Genomic DNA, 19839 nt, shown 5'->3' with positions numbered 1-19839 from the left:
TGAATAATGGTGATATTTAATGTTGGTGTTTAAAATGTCCACTCTACATGTATTTGCGGAACCGACTCGGTCACTTCGGTACCTAGCTTGTTGTGCCAGTATTGCAGCTCCATACCAAGCAGTAAGGTATTCTCTTTCATTGCTAGGGCATGGCCCATATCCCAGACCAAAATAGGCTGGGCGAGTATCCACGCTTCTACGTTGTTACCAAACTCATCTTCACGCTTTGCAATGTATTCGGCATGCCCTTTAAAACTAAACTTATGAGAGCCAATAGTGAAAGGGTATTCAAAAGCGACATCAAACATCCAGCTATTTGTTTCAATAGGTGCGCCGCCTTTAGCAACACCCTCGCTGTCATCAATATAGGCTGTAACAAGTGTAGATAAAAAATTAAATCCAGGTACATCCCAGCTTAGTTTTACACCAGGTAAATATTTAACTACTTTGGCATCGTGCGCAATATTAATTCCAGCCGTTAAACCAACATCTAACAAGCTACCGGTGCCTACTCTTTCATCATAAAGCGCAGATAAACTAACGGTTGAGTATCCCTCGCCATAAAAGTCATCATCTTGGTAGCCATCGTCCTTTACGTCGTTACTATAATCAATAAAGAAAAAATTATCACCAAACTCATAGCCAGAAGCATGCTGGATAGAGTAAACGGTTGTATTTGATTTTTTCTTAGTAAAAGGGTTTTTTTGAGCGCCATTATTAACGTGTAATGCAGTACTGCTCCAACTTGCAGCCAAAGCAGACGATGTTAATGCAAGCGAACACACGCTAAGCAGAGGAAGTAGTGTTTTAAATTTCATAATGATTTATAACTATAATGTTAGGTTATCTGTGTAAGCGGCAATTATAGCAGAGGTGATTGTTTTGTTGAGTGTTAATTTAACATATGTTGCAGCTATCGGTAATGCTGCAACATAATTACTCGTTAATATATTACGCTTTATTACGACGCAAGCAAATAATAGCAATGGCAGTAAAGGCTAGAATAAAACAGTAATAAGAGGACGTTGATACTTCCCACGGACTAATTTTAAACGTAGCACCTAACAGAAGTGCTTGCGCGCCATAAGGCAGTGAGCCCTGTGTTACACAAGCAAATATATCCAGTAAACTCGCAGATCGTTTACCGCTTATTTCACCGTCATCAGCAAGCTTTTTGGCAATAGGTCCCGCGACAATAATCGACACTGTATTATTAGCAATACACACATTACTTGTCATAACGAGTGCTGCAATACCTAATTGATCTGCCACTTTGCGGTGCCATTTGGCAATGATTTTTGTAATTGCTTGAATTTTTTGAGCGATGTAATCAAGGCCACCATTAATTCGAATAAATTCAGATAAGCCACCAATAAACATAGAGAGTAAAAATATCTCCTGCATATCAGTAAAGCCTTTGTAAATATCTTTTACAAAGCTTGCGCCTTCATAACTTCCTGTAAAGCCCATAAGTGCAGCGAAAATAATACCACTAAATAACACCACAAATACGTTCAAGCCAGCAACTGCTAACACTAAAATAAAGGCATACGGAAGTACTAACCAAATATCGTAATCCTTGGTTTCAACAACTTGAGCAGCAGGTGTTAAATAAAACAACAAGCCAATAGTCAGTATTGCAGCAGGGACTGCAATTTTAAGATTTTCTTTAAACTTGTCTTTCATTTCACAGCCCTGTGTACGTGTGGCTGCAATAGTCGTGTCTGAAATAATCGATAAATTGTCACCAAACATGGCGCCTGATACGATTGTACCGGCCATAAGAGCAGGATCGATACCTGTTTTAATTGATACCGCATAGGCAATCGGACCAATGGCACCAATCGTTCCCATTGACGTTCCCATTGCGGTAGAAACAACGGCCGCAATTAAAAACAAACCAGGGAGCAATAAAGCTGGCGGAATAAGCGATAAGCCAGCATTAACGACGGCATCTACACCGCCTGTTGCACTTGCAACGGCAGAAAATGCCCCAGCAAGTAAGTAAATTAAACACATGGTAATAATATTGTTGTGGCCTGCGCCTTTTATAAAGGTTTCGACGCATTGATTAACCGTGCCTTTATTTAAAATAAAGGCCAGCATAATGGCGGGGAGTATAGCCACTGGAGCAGGAAGCTGATAAAAAGCGTAATCAACCCCTTGTGATTGCAAATATAAACCAGAGCCTAAAAACAGAGCGACAAAGGTTAAAAGAGGGAGTAAAGAAAGTATTGCTTTGTTTTTGTTAAATGATGGCTGCATCATAATCCTCGAAACCAGTTAATTTACAACAGCCAAAAATTTCTCTTTTAGCTGAATTTAGCAAACCGCCTAACTGAGTTAATCAATAACAAAGTTAGAGGAATGCAGCGCCCGCAAGCCAAAGACCAAATCGACGCGAAAGAGAAGTTTAAATGTATAGATGGCTAAAGTAAACTGGTATTGTTATTATTATTTAATTAAAGGCTTACCTGACTATTGCATGACTTTTAGATAATATCTACAAAGTAACGCGATTTTCAGCGATTAATATTTATCCAATTGCATAAAAATGCCCAAACGCGTATTTGCGATGCTCCGGATATATACTCAGATTAGTAAAAAACGGATTCAAATTTAAATTAGGTAAAAACAATGACTACAAATCGAATAGGCGTTTTTGGTGCTAATGGCAGAATGGGCTTAGCTCTATTAGAAGCAGCGACAATTAAAGAGCAAACACAACTTACAGGTGCATACGTTCGTAGCAGTTCATCGTTATTAGGCATTAATGTAAACCAGATAAATAGTGCAGCCGATAAAAATATAAGCTTTAGCGATGACAGCACAATAGATAATGTAGATGTTTTAATCGACTTTACGCTTCCTGCTGGAATGAAAAACCATTTAAAAATCGCTTTGGCACACAAAATTCCTATGGTTATTGGTACAACCGGTTTAACAAGCGATGATATGGCGCAATTACACGATGCAGCTAAGTATATTCCTATTGTATTTGCGCGAAATTACAGTGTAGGCGTCAATGTATTACTGAACCTTGTGCAAACAGCTGCAACTAAATTGGGTGATGATTTAGATATTGAAATATTTGAAGCACATCATCGGTACAAAGTAGATGCGCCGTCGGGTACAGCACTCGCAATAGGCGAGTCAATCGCACACGCTAAAGGCTGGGATCACGACGAAGTTGCTGTATACGACCGCAGCCAAGTAGAAACTGCTAAATCGCAAAATGAGATTGGTTATTCGGTACTAAGAGGAGGCGATATAGTAGGAGAACATACCACCTATTTCGCTACAATGGGCGAAAGGCTCGAATTAACCCATAAAGCGAGTTCAAGAATGACCTTTGCACTAGGCGCTATAAGAGCTGCAGGTTGGTTGAGAAATAAACCTGCAGGACTTTATGATATGCAAGATGTGTTAGATTTAAAGTAGTTTAGTTACTTTTTTAGCTGTTTGGAGCCATTTTCACCTGAAGCCAGTTATTTGTTACAATTTACCAAATAATGTTAGACCTAAATCACAACTTAATGTAATATACAGCCAATTTGCCAAAAATTACTAAATGCGTGTTTCCAATTATACCCAAGTGGCTAGTAAATCCTGGGGTTCAGTGGGAATGAAAATAGTTTTAGGCAAGAAAAAATGTTGAAGGTTTAGTGGTTTACATCGGCTTCATTTAAGACTGCGTAAAACAATTTAAGCTCACAGAAATCTGGTTTTGACGATCCCTCTGGGTATTGGCGGGGTGTTAAGCAATTGCTTACTCCCGTTTTTTACTGTTAGGAGGTTTAACTTGACTAAATCCGCTCTGTTAGTCCTAGAAGACGGCACAGTGTTTCGCGGTACTGCAATCGGCGCTGACGGTATGTCAGTCGGTGAAGTAGTATTCAATACGTCTATGACTGGTTATCAAGAAATTTTGACTGATCCATCATACGCGGAACAAATCGTAACTTTGACGTACCCACATATCGGTAATACGGGTACCAACAGCGAAGACGAAGAAGCGAATCAAATTTGGGCTAAAGGCCTAGTGATCCGTGATTTGCCACTGCTAGCGAGTAATTTTCGTAACGAGCAATCGTTAGATGATTACTTAAAAGAACGTAATATTTTAGGTATTGCGGACATCGACACCAGAAAGTTAACTCGAATTTTGCGTGATAAAGGCGCACAAAACGGGTGTATTATTGCTGGTAGCGAGCTAGACGAAAATAAAGCGCTACAAGCCGCGCAAGCCTTCCCAGGCTTAAAAGGTATGGATTTAGCAAAAGTTGTCTCAACCAAGGAAAATTTTGAGTGGCGCGAATCAAGCTGGACATTAGGCGAAGGATTTAAAACCCTTGATGCTGCTGATGAAAAGTTTCATGTTGTTGCCTACGACTTCGGTGTAAAGCGTAATATTTTACGTATGCTTGTAGACCGTGGCTGTAAACTTACAGTCGTACCCGCGCAAACCTCTGCCGCTGATGTACTGGCTTTAAACCCTGATGGTATCTTTTTATCTAATGGCCCTGGCGATCCTGAGCCATGTACTTACGCTATTGATGCAATTAAAACCTTTTTAGAAACCGACACACCTATTTTTGGTATCTGTTTAGGTCATCAGTTATTAGCGCTTGCCTCAGGTGCTAAAACAGAAAAAATGAAATTTGGCCACCACGGCGCTAACCACCCAGTTAAAGACCTAGATCGCAATGTAGTAATGATCACCGCACAAAACCATGGTTTTGCTGCGCAAGAATCAAGCCTACCAAGTACACTTCGTGCCACGCACAAATCGTTATTTGACGGCACGCTGCAAGGTATTCATCGTACAGATAAACCTGCGTTTAGTTTTCAAGGTCACCCTGAAGCAAGCCCTGGTCCGCACGATGCAGCCCCATTATTTGACCACTTCATCGATTTGATGCAAGCGCGTAAACACTAATTTAACTGGAGTAATAATGCCAAAACGTACCGACATAAAAAGCATTCTTATCTTAGGCGCAGGCCCAATTGTAATTGGTCAAGCGTGTGAATTTGATTACTCTGGTGCTCAAGCGTGTAAAGCACTTAGAGAAGAAGGCTACAGAGTTATATTAGTTAACTCAAATCCTGCAACTATCATGACCGACCCAGATATGGCCGATGCGACGTACATCGAACCAATTCATTGGGAAGTGGTAGAAAAAATTATTGAAAAAGAAAAGCCAGATGCGGTACTGCCTACAATGGGTGGCCAAACGGCATTAAACTGTGCACTTGATTTAGATAAGCACGGTGTATTGGCCAAGCATGGCGTTGAACTTATTGGTGCAACGGCAGATGCAATCGATAAAGCAGAAAACCGTGAACGCTTTGATATTGCAATGAAAAACATTGGTCTAGAATGCCCTCGTGCTGAAATTGCTCACACAATGGCAGAAGCTAAAGACACAATGACCCGCATAGGTTTGCCATGTATTATTCGTCCATCTTTCACTATGGGCGGCACCGGCGGCGGTGTTGCTTATAATATGGAAGAGTTTGAAGAAATTTGTGAACGCGGTTTAGATCTTTCACCAACAAGCGAATTGTTAATTGATGAATCGCTGATTGGTTGGAAAGAGTACGAAACAGAAGTTGTACGTGATAAAAACGACAACTGTATTATTGTTTGTACGATTGAAAATTTTGACCCTATGGGTGTACACACCGGCGATTCAATCACTGTTGCACCTGCGCAAACGTTAACCGACAAAGAATACCAAATTATGCGTAATGCCTCTATGGCAGTATTGCGTGAAATTGGTGTAGAAACTGGCGGTTCTAACGTGCAGTTTGGTATTAATCCTGAAGATGGCCGTATGGTTATCATTGAGATGAATCCACGTGTATCACGTTCATCGGCACTTGCCTCAAAAGCAACGGGTTTTCCAATTGCTAAAATTGCAGCAAAACTAGCTGTCGGTTACACGCTTGATGAACTTCAAAACGACATTACTGGCGGTAAAACACCTGCGTCGTTTGAGCCTTCAATTGATTATGTTGTAACAAAAATTCCTCGTTTCAACTTTGAAAAATTTGCTGGTGCGAACGATCGTTTAACCACGCAAATGAAATCGGTTGGCGAAGTAATGGCGATTGGTCGTAACCAACAAGAATCATTACATAAAGCATTACGTGGTCTTGAAGTGGGCGCAACAGGTTTTAACCCGATAGTTGCACTTGACGACCCTAAAGCGAAAGAAAAAATCATCCGTGAACTACGCGAGCCAGGTGCTGAGCGTATTTGGTATATTGCCGATGCAATGCGCCACGGTATGAGCGTTGATGATGTTTACGAGCTGACTAAGGTTAACCGCTGGTTCTTAGTGCAAATAGAAGACATTTTAAAAGACGAAGCTAAAATTGCGGAAGTGGGTATGGCAGGCTTAAATGCTGATTTCCTTCGCAAACTTAAACGCAAAGGTTTTGCTGATCCGCGTATTGCCGAAATTGCGGGTGTATCTGAAGCTGAAATTCGTAAAAAGCGTCATTTATTAAATATCGTGCCGGTATATAAACGAGTTGATACGTGCGCCGCAGAGTTTAGCTCAGACACGGCTTACATGTATTCAACTTACGACGAAGAGTGTGAAGCTAATCCAACAGATCGTGACAAAATCATTGTTATTGGTGGTGGACCTAACCGTATCGGTCAAGGTATTGAATTTGATTACTGTTGTGTACACGCTTCGCTTGCGCTTCGCGAAGACGGTTATGAAACCATTATGGTTAACTGTAATCCTGAAACGGTATCGACCGATTACGACACATCTGATCGTTTATACTTCGAACCAATTACACTTGAAGACGTGCTTGAAATTGTACGTGTTGAAAAGCCTAAAGGCGTTATCGTGCAGTATGGTGGTCAAACACCACTTAAACTAGCACGTGAGCTTGAAGCCAACGGTGTGCCAGTGATCGGTACTTCACCTGATGCGATTGACCGTGCAGAAGACCGCGAGCGCTTCCAACAACTTGTTGAGCGTTTAAACTTACTTCAGCCAGAAAACGCAACAGTAACATCAACGGAAGAAGCGTTACTTAAATCGGTTGAAATTGGCTTCCCATTGGTTGTACGCCCTTCGTATGTACTCGGTGGCCGAGCAATGGAAATTGTATACGACGAAGACGATTTACGTCGTTACATGACCGAAGCTGTGCAAGCATCAAACGAAGCGCCTGTATTACTGGATCGTTTCTTAGATAATGCGATTGAAGTTGACGTTGACGCTATTTGTGATGGCGATCAAGTAATCATCGGCGGTATTATGGAGCATATTGAGCAAGCGGGTGTTCACTCGGGTGACTCAGCGTGTTCATTACCCGCGCATTCTTTATCGCAAGAAGTGCAAGACGTAATGCGCAAGCAAGTAACCGACATGGCGCTTGAGCTTGGTGTTGTAGGTTTGATGAATACACAGTTTGCAGTAAAAGACGGCAAAGTGTATTTAATTGAAGTCAACCCTCGTGCTGCACGTACTGTACCGTTTGTATCTAAAGCAACAGGTGTGGCGCTTGCAAAAGTAGCTGCTCGTTGTATGGCAGGGCAGTCTTTAGCAAGCCAAGGTATCACTAAAGAAGTGATCCCTCCTTACTACAGCGTCAAAGAAGTTGTACTGCCATTTGCTAAGTTTCAAGGTGTGGATCCAATCCGTGGCCCTGAGATGCGTTCAACAGGTGAAGTGATGGGTGTTGGCGATACTTTCGCCGAAGCATTCGCAAAAGCGCAATTAGGTGCAAGCAACACTTTACCACGCGGTGGTCGCGCGTTATTATCTGTTCGTAATAGCGATAAGCCCCGTATTGTTGAATTAGCTAAAATCATGACCGACTTAGGTTTTGAACTTGATGCAACAGGTGGCACAGCTGCTGCTCTTGAAGAGGCTGGCATTGAAGTACGACGTGTAAACAAAGTATATGAAGGCCGCCCGCATATTCTTGATTCTATAAAGAATAAAGAGTACAGCTACATCGTTAATACCACCGAAGGTCGCCAAGCGATCGAAGATTCGAAGGTGTTACGTCGTGGTGCATTGCAAAATAAAACCAATTATACGACAACCTTGAACGCGGCATTCGCTAACTGTACTGCTAATAAAGCAGATGACCGCAGTAAAGTGACGTCAGTTCAAGAGCTACACCTGCGATTGAACTAAGGAAATGTGCCAAGGCCAACTAGGGCCTTGGTGTTAAGTGAGAAAAGTATGCAATCAATTCCGATGACAGTTCGTGGCGCAGATTTACTGCGTAAAGAGCTTAACGAATTAAAAACAGTTACCCGTCCAAAAATTATCGCCGACATTGCAGTTGCGCGTGAACACGGTGACTTAAAAGAAAACGCTGAGTACCACGCTGCACGTGAGCAACAGGGTTTTTGTGAAGGTCGTATTCAAGAAATTGAAGCTAAACTTTCAAATGTTCAGATAATCGACGTAACTAAAATGCCAAATACAGGCAAAGTTATTTTTGGCACCACAGTGACTATAGTCAATGTAGATACTGATGCTGAAGTAAAATACCGTATTGTAGGCGATGATGAAGCGGATATTAAAAATAATTTAATTTCTGTCAATTCACCGATTGCACGTGGCTTAATTGGTAAACAAATGGACGATGCAGTGTCTATTGAAACGCCAAAAGGTATCGTTGAGTACGAAATCATTGAAGTTGAGTATCTTTAACGCATAACTCACTTTAACGTTTTAAATAAAAACCGATGTAATTACATCGGTTTTTTTATGTCTATAATTTAACCTTTAATGGTAGGCGCGTTTGTACAGTATTCATGTTCTATAAATATGGTCTATGTTGGTATAGTAGGTACTTATATCAATTTACTAAAAACATGAGCATTTAGCGCATCAAATAACTCGCTGATTTAATGTAATTGGTATTAACGTATTCTCTAAAAAGGAAAATATATGGCTAATATACTTTACCCAGCGCCTTTAAAAGTAGGATCAAAAATAGCAATTTTTTCACTTTCATCAGGCCTTAAAGAAAAGTACCATGCACGGTTAGATATTGTTATTAATGGATTAAAACATCGAGGGTATGATGTTGTTGAAGGAGAGTTTTTACGCCAAAGCAAACCGCATGGGCAGCTTAACGCTAAAGCGCACGCTCAGCAGTTAATGGGTTTTTTATTAGATGATGAGATAGATGCAATTATGCCTCCATTTGGTGGCGAGCTTGCAATGGAAATACTGCCCCTACTTGATTTTAATGCAATTAAAGAAGCAAAGCCTAAATGGTTAGTTGGGTTCTCTGATGTAAGCACCATTGCATGCACACTCACAGCAAAATGCCAATGGGCAACACTACACAGCGCTAATCTTATGCAGTTACATCCTGACGAAAAAAGTCCTTATTGCCTGCAAATATTTGAAACACTAAGTTACGAAGCTGGCAGCAAGTTTGAGCAAGCTCCGTCATCGTATTATCAAAAAAACAGACCCGATTACGCACAAAATCCCAATATATTGTTTGAACACACAGAAGTTACTCAGTGGCAGTGTTTAAATTACTTTGATGAACGTACTATTGAAATGTCTGGCCGCTTATTTGGTGGCTGTTTAGATACAGTTGGCTTATTGCTCGACTCTCCATTTTTGGCTCTGCATGAATTTAAAAAACACAGTGCACCCGAAGGACTTATTCTATATCTCGAAAACTCAGAGCTTACACCGACAACCGTTGCACGATTTTTACTGTCATTAAAATTAGCGGGCATATTTGACGACATCAATGGTTTGGTTTTAGGGCGAAGTGAAATTACACAAAGTCATTATGATGCATTTGATTACCGTCATGCGCTTGATGTTGCACTAGGTGGGTGTTTATTTCCTGTAATTATTGATGCCGATATAGGTCATGTTCCACCTAACTTAAATTTAGTAAACGGCGCTACTTGTACAATCTCCGCTGAAATAAATAAAGGTAAAGTAGTCAAAGCCTCATTGAATACCGAGCTTTGTTAGAAGTGCACTCCTTACCTTTGATAAGTAATTAGGTTAAAGGGTATAATAAGCCCGCTTTTATAGCGCTCTAGTTATAAAAGTATATTCTCAGGGCGGGGTGAAATTCCCCACCGGCGGTATGTTTAATGTTATTTATAACTTAAACGAGCCCGCGAGCGCTTTATTTAACTTGTTTTTTAACTAGGTTTAGTAAAGGTCAAGCAGATCTGGTGAGATGCCAGAGCCGACGGTTACAGTCCGGATGAAAGAGAATATGGCTTATTATACTAATATCAATTTTATTAAAGACACGATCATTGTATCGCGTTAAGTGAGCTATTTTTCTAGCGTTATAATAGGTTACTAATTTAATGCCGTTGGTATAACACTGTGCGCTGCTTTTTGCTGCGTGCTTTTTGTTATTTTATTTAAGCTATTTTGGTAGTGATCGTTTTAAATTTAAAGCGATATATTACTGATCCTTTCACAGTCCTGAATCTATTATTTTTTATTTGGAATATAATGATGATTCAGTCTCTACTTACTCAATTCGGCGAAAGCCATATCCGCGTACAAAGCGCAATTGCTGCACTACAGCAAGGGCAAGGCGTACTTGTTGTTGATGATGAAAACCGTGAAAATGAAGGCGACTTTGTATTTTCAGCTGAGCATCTAACGACCCCTCAAATGGCTGAAATGATCCGCGAAGGCAGCGGTATTGTTTGCTTATGCATGGGGGAGGAGCGTATTAAACAGCTCGACTTACCGCAAATGGTAACCCACAACACCAGTCAAAATAACACCGCTTATACAGTCACTATTGAAGCTAAGCATGGCGTTACAACAGGCGTGTCTGCTGCTGATAGAGTAACTACTATAAAAGCAGCGACAGCCGATAACGCTAAGCCAAGTGATTTATTGCGCCCTGGGCATGTATTTGGTTTAAAAGCACAAACGGGTGGAGTATTAGTTCGTCGTGGTCATACCGAAGCATCCGTTGATTTAATGCAGCTTGCCGGCTTAAAACCATTTGGCGTAATTTGCGAACTAACAAATCCCAATGGTTCAATGGCGCGCTTACCTGATGTGAGTGATTATGCTAATAGACATAATATGACCGTGGTTTCTATTGAAGATTTAGTGCAATACATTCAGGCTGCACAGCGCAAAGTAGGTTAAACCGCTTTAAAGCAAAAAACCACTTATTTGAATAAGTGGTTTTTATAATATTGTTATCAATTAAGTTTATAAAGTATTGCTTATAAAACCTGAATAACTTGCTCTTTTGCCAAGCGAGATTTAGGTAGCTTAGCATTATAATCTTCAGAGTTATCATGGTAGCCAAGCACTAAAGCTACATCACAAATATATCCATCTAGCTCTTTTTCAAAGATTTCACCAATAAGTTCAGCGTCTACGCCTTCCATTGGGGTTGAATCAATGCCTAAACGTGCTGCTGCATGCATGGTGTTACCTAGCGCAATGTAAGTTTGTGCTTTAGTCCATGTTGCATTGTTACCTTGCTCATCGGTATTCATATCAACAAAGGCAAATGCGCCAAATGATTGTTCGCGGTTTTCTACTTTTGTACGACCATTTTTAATGTCAGCATCAATGACTTGTGCGTAATCTTCGCGTGTATATTTGGGGTTGTAAGCAAATAAAATAACGTGCGACGCTGTTTTAATATGAGGCTGATTAAATTGAAACTTATTAGCAAATGTATTATGCATACGTTCTTTAGCTTCGTCAGACTCAATAACAATAAATTTCCAAGGTTGTGAGTTAATAGATGAAGGAGAAAGACGCATAGCTTCAAAAACTACGTCTAGGTCATCTGGAACAATACGCTTGGTTGTATAACGTTTAGTCGTGTAACGTTTTTCTAAATCACTAATAATTGGGTGAATCATTATTTTTCCAAATAAATAAGGTTGAGCGAATTATTGTAAATTGGTGCAAATTCAAAAAATTCAATAGTGACCAATCAGTTTTAAATAACAGTGTTGAGCGGTAATCATTGTCTAGCCCTGCCATTTTTTTCTCGCTATACTCGCTGTATCTTTTTTGAACAGTGCGTTCGCTATTTTTCGTATTACATTAAATATGAGGTAAGCGCTCAATTCTCCGTATATCTTGACACGCACAAGCAGGTAAGTCTCTGTTGATATTCCACGGCAACAGTGCTTCAATCGCCTCTACCGTTCCAACGTATCGCAGCTTGGTGAGCAAGCATGAAGGTATTTATAAGGCTCAAGGCCATTATGTTTTGCGCTTTCTACAATACTGTAACACACCGCGCTGGCGTGGGCACCTTGCGGTTGTTGTTGACACAAACAGCCATGCTTTGCGCCCAACCACGAAGGGATAGATGGCATTCTCGGCTAATATATTGCTAATGTGCAATTCACCATGAGTGCAATACACCGTTAGCTTTATCCATTGGTTCAGCATGTAGTGAATATTGCTCGTCTGGCTGTCTTTGGGCACTGTAGTCACGTTGCTATCGAGAAACGCCTAATATGGGCACGCTGTTTTTTACCTATACGCGACGATGTGTTCAGCGGTGAAACTGGCATTTGTCTCAGTTAGGTCTTTGATCTGGCGCTCAATGTTGTATAGCTTTTTAATCAAGGTGAGCGCAACGGCAGCCTTACCTACTTTGTTGGTTTTTTCTTGGGCGCAGCATCGAGCGCGTTTTTAAATTTAAGCCGAGCATGGTCCATGCAGCCCACGCTGAGACTATATTCTTTACACTGCAGGACTGTACCCCTCATACCCGTCTGTTTGTAGGTAGCCTTTAAAACCATCCAGTTATATCAAGGGGACTTGGCCACTGCGCGATGGGTCATAGTGATACAATACGCTTTTTTGTTCGGGTAACCCACATGTACTTCTTGGAAGTGGCAGCTTTACCCAGTTCCTTCAAGACTTGAAGCGGGGTTTCATCTATGGCGATGAGATTACCTTCATTCTGTTTATCACGCATCAAGTTGATAATGGGCTGCATCACCTGAGCAGATTTCATCACGTAATTGGCTAAAGTGGCACGGGAGATGTTGCCACCGTAGCGGCTGAGTTGTTTTTCAATGCGAAACAAAGGCAAGCCATCAACATATTTAGCCGTAATAACATGGCAATTAAGCCTATACTGCCCATCGGCCCTTCGATAGGGGGGGGGCGGTAGTGCGGCAGCGTCGACCTATTAAGTTAGGCTGTTTTTGTCGCTAAAAAACCGATTCAAATTGCAATTTTTTATGGGGTTTCATCACGTTAATATCATAGCATCAAGTAACCAGTTCAGCTGTTGCCCAGTTAGACTTACCAATTCATCTGGGCGCTTGGGCCACTTAAATTTATCCTCAACGCGGGCTTTGTAATACAGTACAAGCCATTATCTTCCCAAAATATGCATTTTATCTTGTTGCGCTACTTATTGGTAAACACATACAGCTGACCATTAAAGGGGTTATGCCCTAAATCTGCTTCAATGAGCGTACTTAAGCCCCGATGAGATTTGCAAAAATCAATGGGGTCGCAATATAAAAACACCTGCGGTAAATGAGCGGCAGGTCGTAGTGTTGGTTGCATCAGCGCAGATACTCCAATAACTGTGCCGCTACTGGCGCCTTCACTGCATCGATACCCCCAAGGATAATACCGCTGGATAAGGTAATGGAAATTGGCTCTGGCACCACAACCAACTGCGCCACCGCAAACCGTGAAGGTTTAACAGACTTGGCTTCGCTGGTCTTGAGTAACTTGCACTTCCAATAGCTAAACTGACCTTGAACGAGTTCATGTTGGCGGCAATAGTGTGCTTGCGAGCCGCCAGCTTGTTACCATGCGTCGATATGATGCTGCCAGTGTTGGGAATGTGGCATATTTAGAATAACGCGGAGAATTAAGCGCTTACCCTATATAATAGACGCAACAGATAGCTTAAAGCCACCCATCTAAAGGTGGGGGTTTAAATCTTCCTATTCGGACGTTCGGGCGAATTAATATAACAAAAACAATATTTATTCAGTTTATTTTAATTATCATTTATTTTTTAAATGTTAATTTTTTTATATTTCTTGTAAATAAATTAGCATCTGCTAGCCTCTAGCTGTTTCATTTTTCTAATGTGGAAATGCATTAGATTTTGAAATTATTATTTAAAACAAGGATGTCGATACTTTACTTGAACCACTATGTGGTACAGCTGTAGTAATCATGCTCGGCATATATACTGAAATTGATATAAATGGATATTAATGTGAAAAAAATATATTTATTACCGTTCTTATTTACCTCACTAGTAGCATCGGCTGCAGATAGTTACGAAAGCTGTAATGCGGTTTTGGCTGGAGGTGTATTGGATACCTATGAGTCGACGATGAATTTTGAATCCAAAATAGCACTTAAAAAATGGGTGTGTAGTTCAGAGTTTAGCTCAGGTAATTCTGGTGGAAATCTCGCGCTGGATGTTATTGGTATATTTTCTATCGGTGGAGGGGGCGGTAACGTTAAAGAGTGGAAGAAAGAACATTGCTCTGAAGATGATAGTTCATATGAAGGAAGTAAGTCATCACATGTATTAATTCAAAAAGCCAATGAAAACATTGTCAATGCTTGGTCACAATGTATGCAAGGGAAGAATCGAGGCAACATGTCGTGTTATGCAAAGGAGACCTATGACTCTCTCTTAATGAGTATTGATCTTAAATATGGTATAGGTGATGTTGTTAATACTGACATTGTTGGTACTAATATGGCGGCTGTAAATCGTGTGCCTGAACAATTTAGACCTGGTATAACTAATATTAGATACACCATCGAGAATGATAATCAAGAAGCGTACTTCGATCTAAATGGTAATGCTGATTATATTAATGTTTCATGCTCATATACAGTGCCAAAAAAGGCAACGATAGAGGCGAGTGCCTGTGAGGTATTTAGACAACAATCTTTACAGCAAGGAAAGATTACAGCATACGATTATAATTATTTAGCTGATAATAATCAGGTGCCTTTATTTAGTAGTAATAATGGTAACTTGATTGGTTATTATCCTTGCTCTTTATTTACAAATTAAAAGGAATTAAATAATGAAAATAAAACTATTAGCGACGACAGCATTATTAGTGCTAGCCTCAGATATGGCTTTTGCGTTAGATCCTGTACGAATTGAACAGCGTTGTGAGGATGACTCTATTAGTACAGCGCAAGGCTTAGGACGAAATGAATGGGCTAAAAAATGTACGCATATTAGTCCAAGAACTTACGATTATAATGTTTTTGATGACTGGGGTAATCAGCGTTCTCGGGTTTACTATCCAAGCTTTTATAAACCAAATAATTTTGATGATTGGTTTAGAGCTCCAACAGCTAAAGCCGGATCATGTAACCTTGGTGTTCATACGGCTATGATTAGCTGCCTATCTTCATGTTATACCCCTGATCAAAAGTTACTCTTTGCCGAAGGTGAGCTTGCAATTTATGATGCTTTCAGTCGTCGTGTGAGTCGAATTGTAACGCTCTCTGATGATGCTGAGTTGGATAACATTGCTTATACGGTTAGAAATGTAGATGCATATAGTGAGTCCGTTAAAGACGTGATACATCGTATATTAGAAATAAAAACTCGAGATGGAGGCTCTTTAAAAGTGACGTTGAATCATCCTTTACTCATTTCTACAGGGCATATGAAAAATGCTGAAGATATTCATATTGGTGATTCGTTAATTACTGAAAGTGGTGATTTTGATGAAATTTTATCGATAGAAGAGGTTGAATTTTACGGTAAAGTTTACAATGTACGCCCAGATTCTGATGGTGCAGATGGTGTGAGTCTAAATGGCCAAATTGTTGTGGCACAAGGTTTCCTATCAGGCTCTATGTATTATCAAAATACAGGGGCAAATCACGTAAATAGATTACTTCTGCGTGACAGTTTACCTGACGACTTAATTTAACTAACTAAGCAGGCTTCGGCCTGCATATTTTGGGAGAGGAAATGTTGAAATTAAGTAATAAGCTAACTATCGGCGCAGCCATAATAGTAAGTTGTGTATTTATATACTTTTATGATGCAGATAATAATGAGTTCGACGAAAAGCTTGCTAAGACACCTCTGGCAGTTACGTCTAAGCACACTTTTAATAATCCCGTTCCTTTAAATAAACAGGAGTTATTTTCAAAAGAAGCTAACAACGTTGTACTTCAGTCAGATCAGAGTATCCCTGTAGGGAATATTGGAAATAGAAAAGAGGAAGATAAACTTGAATGGCGAAAAGCATCGGCCGAGTTTAAAGAGTTTATCGATTTATCTAACAAACCTTTAATGACGATTGAAGATAAAGATCGATTGTCACAGTTAATGTATGAAGCTGAACTACTGCACACTAGTAGTGGCGTTTTACTCGGCGATATTAAAGGTGATGAATTAAGTTTAGTCGATGAACGGAGAAGGTTAGATGCCGTAGAATACTTAACAACGGTTTTAGTTGGAAAGTATAATTCACCTCAAGCATATGGAGCAAAGCAGCTGGCATTAGATGTGATCACTAAAGCTAATGTCAAACCGACTCAAACAGAAGATCTTAGGCGTTCTTTGGTCGGTGATAAGATAGAGTTAGGTATGGCTATGGCTGTTTATCATGAAGATGAATGGAAGCAATTTAAGCAACAACACACTATTAGTAAGAAGCTAGTTAGCTATATTGATAATCTAGCATTAATCAAGACTGAGCAGTTAAGTGATAACGCACTAAAAATTGCAAAGAGATTAAAAATTCATAAGGAAGGTAAATGAAAGGCTATTTATTCGTAATGGTTGTATTAGTTGTCAGTGCTAATGCTGAAGCAAATATTTCACGGAAAGAAAAACGCTGCCAAATTGAAGATAAACTTAATGTACAAGAAGCGTTAGTTAGAAATCGCTGGGCTAGAAGGTGCGAGCACATCACACGAAAACAGTATGACGATAATGTTTTCAATGACGCAGGGGAGTATAAATCTAAACCACAGTACGATAGTTATCATAAGCCTTATGATTTTTATCATTGGTTTAAAACACCCATTAGTGAATATGGTGACTGTAGTTTAGGCGCTGATAATAACTACACTGAATCCATTTCATGCACAGCAATAGTTACAGCAGAAATACCCATTGATCAAATACAGCGTTGTGAAGAATTTCGTTTAAATTCCTTTGTAACAGGAAAAATTACAGCATATGACTATGAATTTTTAAAGGAAACAAGTCAGGTGCCTTTATTTTCTCGTCGAACTGAGCAATTAATCGGTTATTATAGTTGCTCAGATTATTGAATAATTAATACCTAATTAAAATGCCACTGTAGAGTGGCATTTATTAATATTTTACTTAAGTATTATATTTTCTATATCTAGACTTTCATAACCAAGTAAAGTGTGAATATATCGCTGTAATATCACTTTCTTTATCGTATTTTTATTGAGTAAATTATTACTACTTACATGTAATACTTTATATTTTGCATAACCACTTTCAGTGACATAGCTTAATGCATTCATTTCGTGAATGTCTATATAGGTATTATCATCGACTTTTAACCCTTTTGAGATTAACCAAGCCTGTGCGTTAGTAAACCAAGTAATCATTTCAGATTTTGTCACATTTCCCCAGCGATATTGACTGCTTTCAAATCCAGAGATATGTATAGTGTGTTTGGTTACCTGATCATAGGCATCACTAGGTCTGATTGCTTCAATCGAATTATTAGAGTGTGTTACGACATCAAGCTGATTGTTTGTAGGATACAATGTGTGTAATCCTGAGAGCCCGTCATAGCCAAAAAAGAAACGTTGTTGAGTGTTTCGAATTAAATATTTGAGTTCAGAAGTCGTAGCGTTAATGGTGGTAAAAGTACTCACAGGGGACCACGTATCGCCATATTCTTCATATAGTTTGAAGTTTTTCAATGGGATATCAGTAGGTAATGCTGTAACTGAATAGGTTACTATCACGTCATTATTGGCACTGTCTGGTAACTTGAATACAGAACTGAGTGCTCGTGCACCTCTCACCTTTAGTTGAGAGTCACTATACTGATAAGAATAATCAGCAGAGGTCAGTGTTGATGTCAAATTGGTTGAACCATTTTGATTCAGGTCTACAAAACGCGTTTGCAAATTTGCTTGATTATTATTTGTTACGGCGGTTAATGGTAATATGGAGTTATTTGCTAGGCCTTCTTTATCTCGGGCAATTATAGTTACAGTACTTGTTGCTTCATTGCTTTGTGCATCGGTCACGATAAGTTCAAAGATAAATTCACTGTCAGCTGTTAATTCAGGCAAAGTAACTTGGGTTTTAACATTCGTTGGCTGTAAAATTTCGGCATTAGGTGCATTTGTAGATAATTGTCGCCACTGGTAGTGACTAATATCCCCATCGGGATCAAAACTACGGGAACCATCTAGATCAATAGTGGTGTTTTCTTGTACTTCAATTGGATCACCCGCATCTGCAATGGGTGATTCATGAATTGCAATGATGAGAATTTGTACCGTATCTGAAGCGCTTGCTCCATCATTGTCAGTTGCTGTAAGCTTGAGTGTCATGACTTGATCGGTCATGACTGATGGTACAGTCATTGTCGTATTTAATTGCTCAGGTGTACGAATTGTATTAAATGGCCCATCACCATATTGCCAAATATGTGAGACAACAGTGCCATCATTATCTATAGCGGTGCCTGAAAGTAGTAGTTCTGATTTCTCATTTACTTGGGATATCGCTGATGCTACTACAATAGGAGGTTGGTTCTTTGGTATTATAATAATGCTCAGTTCATCGACTGCTGAAGCACCTTTATCATCTTCAACTGTGAGTATGAGCACTAAAGTTTGCTCGCTGGATACATCGGGTGCAGTAAAGCTTGCATTTAAGCTATTTGCATCGCGAATAGTGACTGCAGGGCCTGATTTATATTGCCAAAGATATTTTGTAATAGTGCCGTCAATATCGGTTGCGGTTCCATTTAAAAGCACTTCTTCATTTTCATATGTTTGTTGCGCTGCAGTTGCAGAAACAGTAGGGTATTTATTTTGAATTGGTGGTACTGAAGGATTATCATCACCACCTCCACAACCAATTAGTGTAAGTGATAAACATGTTACTATGAGGGGGGCTTTAAGTGGTAACTGAGCAACCCTTTTCCTTGGGAAGATTGTCATATATTCTCCGTAATTTTGTATTGTACTTATCTGTGAACTATATATTGGTAAAATGCCATTTGTTTAGTGTTTTCATTCTAGATTCAAAATATTACATTTACAACGATAAACTTTTTATTAAGTGATAATTTTATATTTCTGTAAATTAGTAAATTACAGGGGGCAGGTTTGTTGCTTCATAACACTACTTATATGCCAGCATCAGAACAGCCGTCACTGAGCTATTATGGTAAGGGGTCAGAAGGGTCACCCATTAGAAAGTTCTGGTCAAGCAGGCACCTGTGTTTTCTTGATCTTTTTATTCAAAAAACCAAGTGTTGTTATTTTTTAAACTCACTTTAAATATGACCATGCATCCAGTAATGATGTAAATGTGCACCGTGGCTTGAATAAATAACGCCATATGAATTTAGGCAGTTTAATTAAGCATCATTGATGACTGATTAATTTGTTCTATCTAGGGGCTATTTAATCGCGGCGCGAGGTTTGTAACCTAAGTGGGCTAAATAAAAATCGAGTAACAAAAACGTAAATCGCCTCTAGGACGAACCCAATGGGCAGCGCATGTTTGGCATTTATGCTGCGTTATCGTCTATTTATGGGGAATAACCACACTACATAGGCGCTGCCTTGCCTAAATACCAAACCGCCTGCT

General features: G+C 39.7%; 16 protein-coding genes, 2 pseudogenes and 1 riboswitch. Of the genes and pseudogenes, 10 read left to right on the top strand and 8 right to left on the bottom strand.

Going from position 1 to position 19839, the window contains the following annotated elements:
- Positions 1 to 29: 29 nt before the first annotated feature.
- Entirely contained in the window at positions 30 to 818 is a 789-nt protein-coding gene (locus tag CWB66_RS09480; RefSeq protein ID WP_138585189.1) for a nucleoside-binding protein, read from the bottom strand.
- Positions 819 to 951: 133 nt separating this feature from the next.
- On the bottom strand, positions 952 to 2265 hold the full coding sequence (locus CWB66_RS09475) for a Na+/H+ antiporter NhaC family protein (RefSeq protein WP_077538189.1): 1314 nt from the start codon (positions 2263 to 2265) through the stop codon (positions 952 to 954).
- A gap of 372 nt (positions 2266 to 2637) precedes the next feature.
- Here CWB66_RS09475 and dapB point away from each other — a divergent pair, with 372 nt between their 5' ends.
- From dapB to ribB, 6 genes are all read left to right on the top strand, one after another.
- The gene (dapB, locus tag CWB66_RS09470; RefSeq protein ID WP_138585188.1) at positions 2638 to 3441 is read left to right on the top strand and encodes a 4-hydroxy-tetrahydrodipicolinate reductase; all 804 of its coding nucleotides are present in this window, start codon (positions 2638 to 2640) and stop codon (positions 3439 to 3441) included.
- A 361-nt stretch (positions 3442 to 3802) separates the two neighbouring features.
- The gene (carA, locus tag CWB66_RS09465) at positions 3803 to 4939 is read left to right on the top strand and encodes a glutamine-hydrolyzing carbamoyl-phosphate synthase small subunit (protein ID WP_077538187.1); all 1137 of its coding nucleotides are present in this window, start codon (positions 3803 to 3805) and stop codon (positions 4937 to 4939) included.
- 16 nt (positions 4940 to 4955) lie between these two features.
- The gene (gene carB, locus CWB66_RS09460; RefSeq protein WP_138585187.1) at positions 4956 to 8174 is read left to right on the top strand and encodes a carbamoyl-phosphate synthase large subunit; all 3219 of its coding nucleotides are present in this window, start codon (positions 4956 to 4958) and stop codon (positions 8172 to 8174) included.
- A 48-nt stretch (positions 8175 to 8222) separates the two neighbouring features.
- The gene (greA, locus tag CWB66_RS09455) at positions 8223 to 8699 is read left to right on the top strand and encodes a transcription elongation factor GreA (protein WP_007375825.1); all 477 of its coding nucleotides are present in this window, start codon (positions 8223 to 8225) and stop codon (positions 8697 to 8699) included.
- Positions 8700 to 8939: 240 nt separating this feature from the next.
- Positions 8940 to 9998, top strand: a complete 1059-nt coding sequence (locus CWB66_RS09450) for a S66 family peptidase (RefSeq protein WP_138585186.1) — start codon at positions 8940 to 8942, stop codon at positions 9996 to 9998.
- A gap of 79 nt (positions 9999 to 10077) precedes the next feature.
- Positions 10078 to 10255, top strand: a riboswitch (FMN riboswitch).
- A 247-nt stretch (positions 10256 to 10502) separates the two neighbouring features.
- Positions 10503 to 11156, top strand: coding sequence for a 3,4-dihydroxy-2-butanone-4-phosphate synthase (gene ribB, locus CWB66_RS09445; RefSeq protein ID WP_138585191.1), 654 nt, complete (start codon positions 10503 to 10505; stop codon positions 11154 to 11156).
- Between the two features lie 80 nt (positions 11157 to 11236).
- Here the strand turns inward: ribB and CWB66_RS09440 are convergent, their stop codons facing one another.
- From CWB66_RS09440 to tnpA, 5 genes and pseudogenes are all read right to left on the bottom strand, one after another.
- Positions 11237 to 11890, bottom strand: a complete 654-nt coding sequence (locus CWB66_RS09440; RefSeq protein ID WP_138585185.1) for a nitroreductase family protein — start codon at positions 11888 to 11890, stop codon at positions 11237 to 11239.
- 349 nt (positions 11891 to 12239) lie between these two features.
- Positions 12240 to 12467 carry an IS66 family transposase gene (locus tag CWB66_RS23050; RefSeq protein WP_171037483.1) on the bottom strand — a complete coding sequence of 76 codons (228 nt, stop codon included), beginning with the start codon at positions 12465 to 12467 and terminating at the stop codon, positions 12240 to 12242.
- 358 nt (positions 12468 to 12825) lie between these two features.
- Positions 12826 to 13110: pseudogene (locus CWB66_RS09430) on the bottom strand (IS66 family transposase); the annotation flags it as partial.
- Between the two features lie 296 nt (positions 13111 to 13406).
- Positions 13407 to 13568: an IS66 family insertion sequence element accessory protein TnpB gene (gene tnpB, locus CWB66_RS23040; protein ID WP_138585182.1), complete on the bottom strand. Its 162-nt coding sequence runs from the start codon at positions 13566 to 13568 to the stop codon at positions 13407 to 13409.
- Positions 13568 to 13801: pseudogene (gene tnpA, locus CWB66_RS23180) on the bottom strand (IS66 family insertion sequence element accessory protein TnpA); the annotation flags it as partial. The pseudogene tnpA and the gene tnpB, both read right to left, overlap by 1 nt.
- A gap of 437 nt (positions 13802 to 14238) precedes the next feature.
- Here tnpA and CWB66_RS09410 point away from each other — a divergent pair.
- From CWB66_RS09410 to CWB66_RS09395, 4 genes are read left to right on the top strand one after another with little or no spacing between them, the layout of a single operon-like run.
- A complete protein-coding gene (locus tag CWB66_RS09410) occupies positions 14239 to 15057 on the top strand; it encodes a hypothetical protein (RefSeq protein ID WP_252371730.1) in 819 nt (272 codons plus the stop codon).
- A 13-nt stretch (positions 15058 to 15070) separates the two neighbouring features.
- Positions 15071 to 15937: a Hint domain-containing protein gene (locus CWB66_RS09405; protein WP_138585180.1), complete on the top strand. Its 867-nt coding sequence runs from the start codon at positions 15071 to 15073 to the stop codon at positions 15935 to 15937.
- A 41-nt stretch (positions 15938 to 15978) separates the two neighbouring features.
- On the top strand, positions 15979 to 16776 hold the full coding sequence (locus CWB66_RS09400) for a hypothetical protein (RefSeq protein ID WP_138585179.1): 798 nt from the start codon (positions 15979 to 15981) through the stop codon (positions 16774 to 16776).
- Positions 16773 to 17294, top strand: a complete 522-nt coding sequence (locus tag CWB66_RS09395) for a hypothetical protein (protein ID WP_138585178.1) — start codon at positions 16773 to 16775, stop codon at positions 17292 to 17294. Before CWB66_RS09400 ends, CWB66_RS09395 begins: the two co-directional genes overlap by 4 nt.
- A 51-nt stretch (positions 17295 to 17345) precedes the next feature.
- On the opposite strand, the gene CWB66_RS09390 is transcribed toward CWB66_RS09395, so the two are convergent.
- Positions 17346 to 19184, bottom strand: a complete 1839-nt coding sequence (locus tag CWB66_RS09390; RefSeq protein WP_138585177.1) for a PKD domain-containing protein — start codon at positions 19182 to 19184, stop codon at positions 17346 to 17348.
- Positions 19185 to 19839 lie beyond the last annotated feature (655 nt).

Source organism: Pseudoalteromonas sp. S558 (assembly GCF_005886635.1).
Taxonomy (GTDB): Bacteria; Pseudomonadota; Gammaproteobacteria; order Enterobacterales; family Alteromonadaceae; genus Pseudoalteromonas; species Pseudoalteromonas aliena.
Note: the sequence above shows the minus strand (reverse complement) of the source record. Positions and strands in the feature narration are given on the sequence as shown.

Coding starts and splice junctions, on each gene's coding strand:
- CWB66_RS09480 (WP_138585189.1), bottom strand. CDS start 818: ATGAAATTTAAAACACTACTTCCTCTGCTTAGCGTGTGTTCGCTTGCA.
- CWB66_RS09475 (WP_077538189.1), bottom strand. CDS start 2,265: ATGCAGCCATCATTTAACAAAAACAAAGCAATACTTTCTTTACTCCCT.
- dapB (WP_138585188.1), top strand. CDS start 2,638: ATGACTACAAATCGAATAGGCGTTTTTGGTGCTAATGGCAGAATGGGC.
- carB (WP_138585187.1), top strand. CDS start 4,956: ATGCCAAAACGTACCGACATAAAAAGCATTCTTATCTTAGGCGCAGGC.
- greA (WP_007375825.1), top strand. CDS start 8,223: ATGCAATCAATTCCGATGACAGTTCGTGGCGCAGATTTACTGCGTAAA.
- CWB66_RS09450 (WP_138585186.1), top strand. CDS start 8,940: ATGGCTAATATACTTTACCCAGCGCCTTTAAAAGTAGGATCAAAAATA.
- ribB (WP_138585191.1), top strand. CDS start 10,503: ATGATTCAGTCTCTACTTACTCAATTCGGCGAAAGCCATATCCGCGTA.
- CWB66_RS09440 (WP_138585185.1), bottom strand. CDS start 11,890: ATGATTCACCCAATTATTAGTGATTTAGAAAAACGTTACACGACTAAA.
- tnpB (WP_138585182.1), bottom strand. CDS start 13,568: ATGCAACCAACACTACGACCTGCCGCTCATTTACCGCAGGTGTTTTTA.
- CWB66_RS09405 (WP_138585180.1), top strand. CDS start 15,071: ATGAAAATAAAACTATTAGCGACGACAGCATTATTAGTGCTAGCCTCA.
- CWB66_RS09400 (WP_138585179.1), top strand. CDS start 15,979: ATGTTGAAATTAAGTAATAAGCTAACTATCGGCGCAGCCATAATAGTA.
- CWB66_RS09395 (WP_138585178.1), top strand. CDS start 16,773: ATGAAAGGCTATTTATTCGTAATGGTTGTATTAGTTGTCAGTGCTAAT.
- CWB66_RS09390 (WP_138585177.1), bottom strand. CDS start 19,184: ATGACAATCTTCCCAAGGAAAAGGGTTGCTCAGTTACCACTTAAAGCC.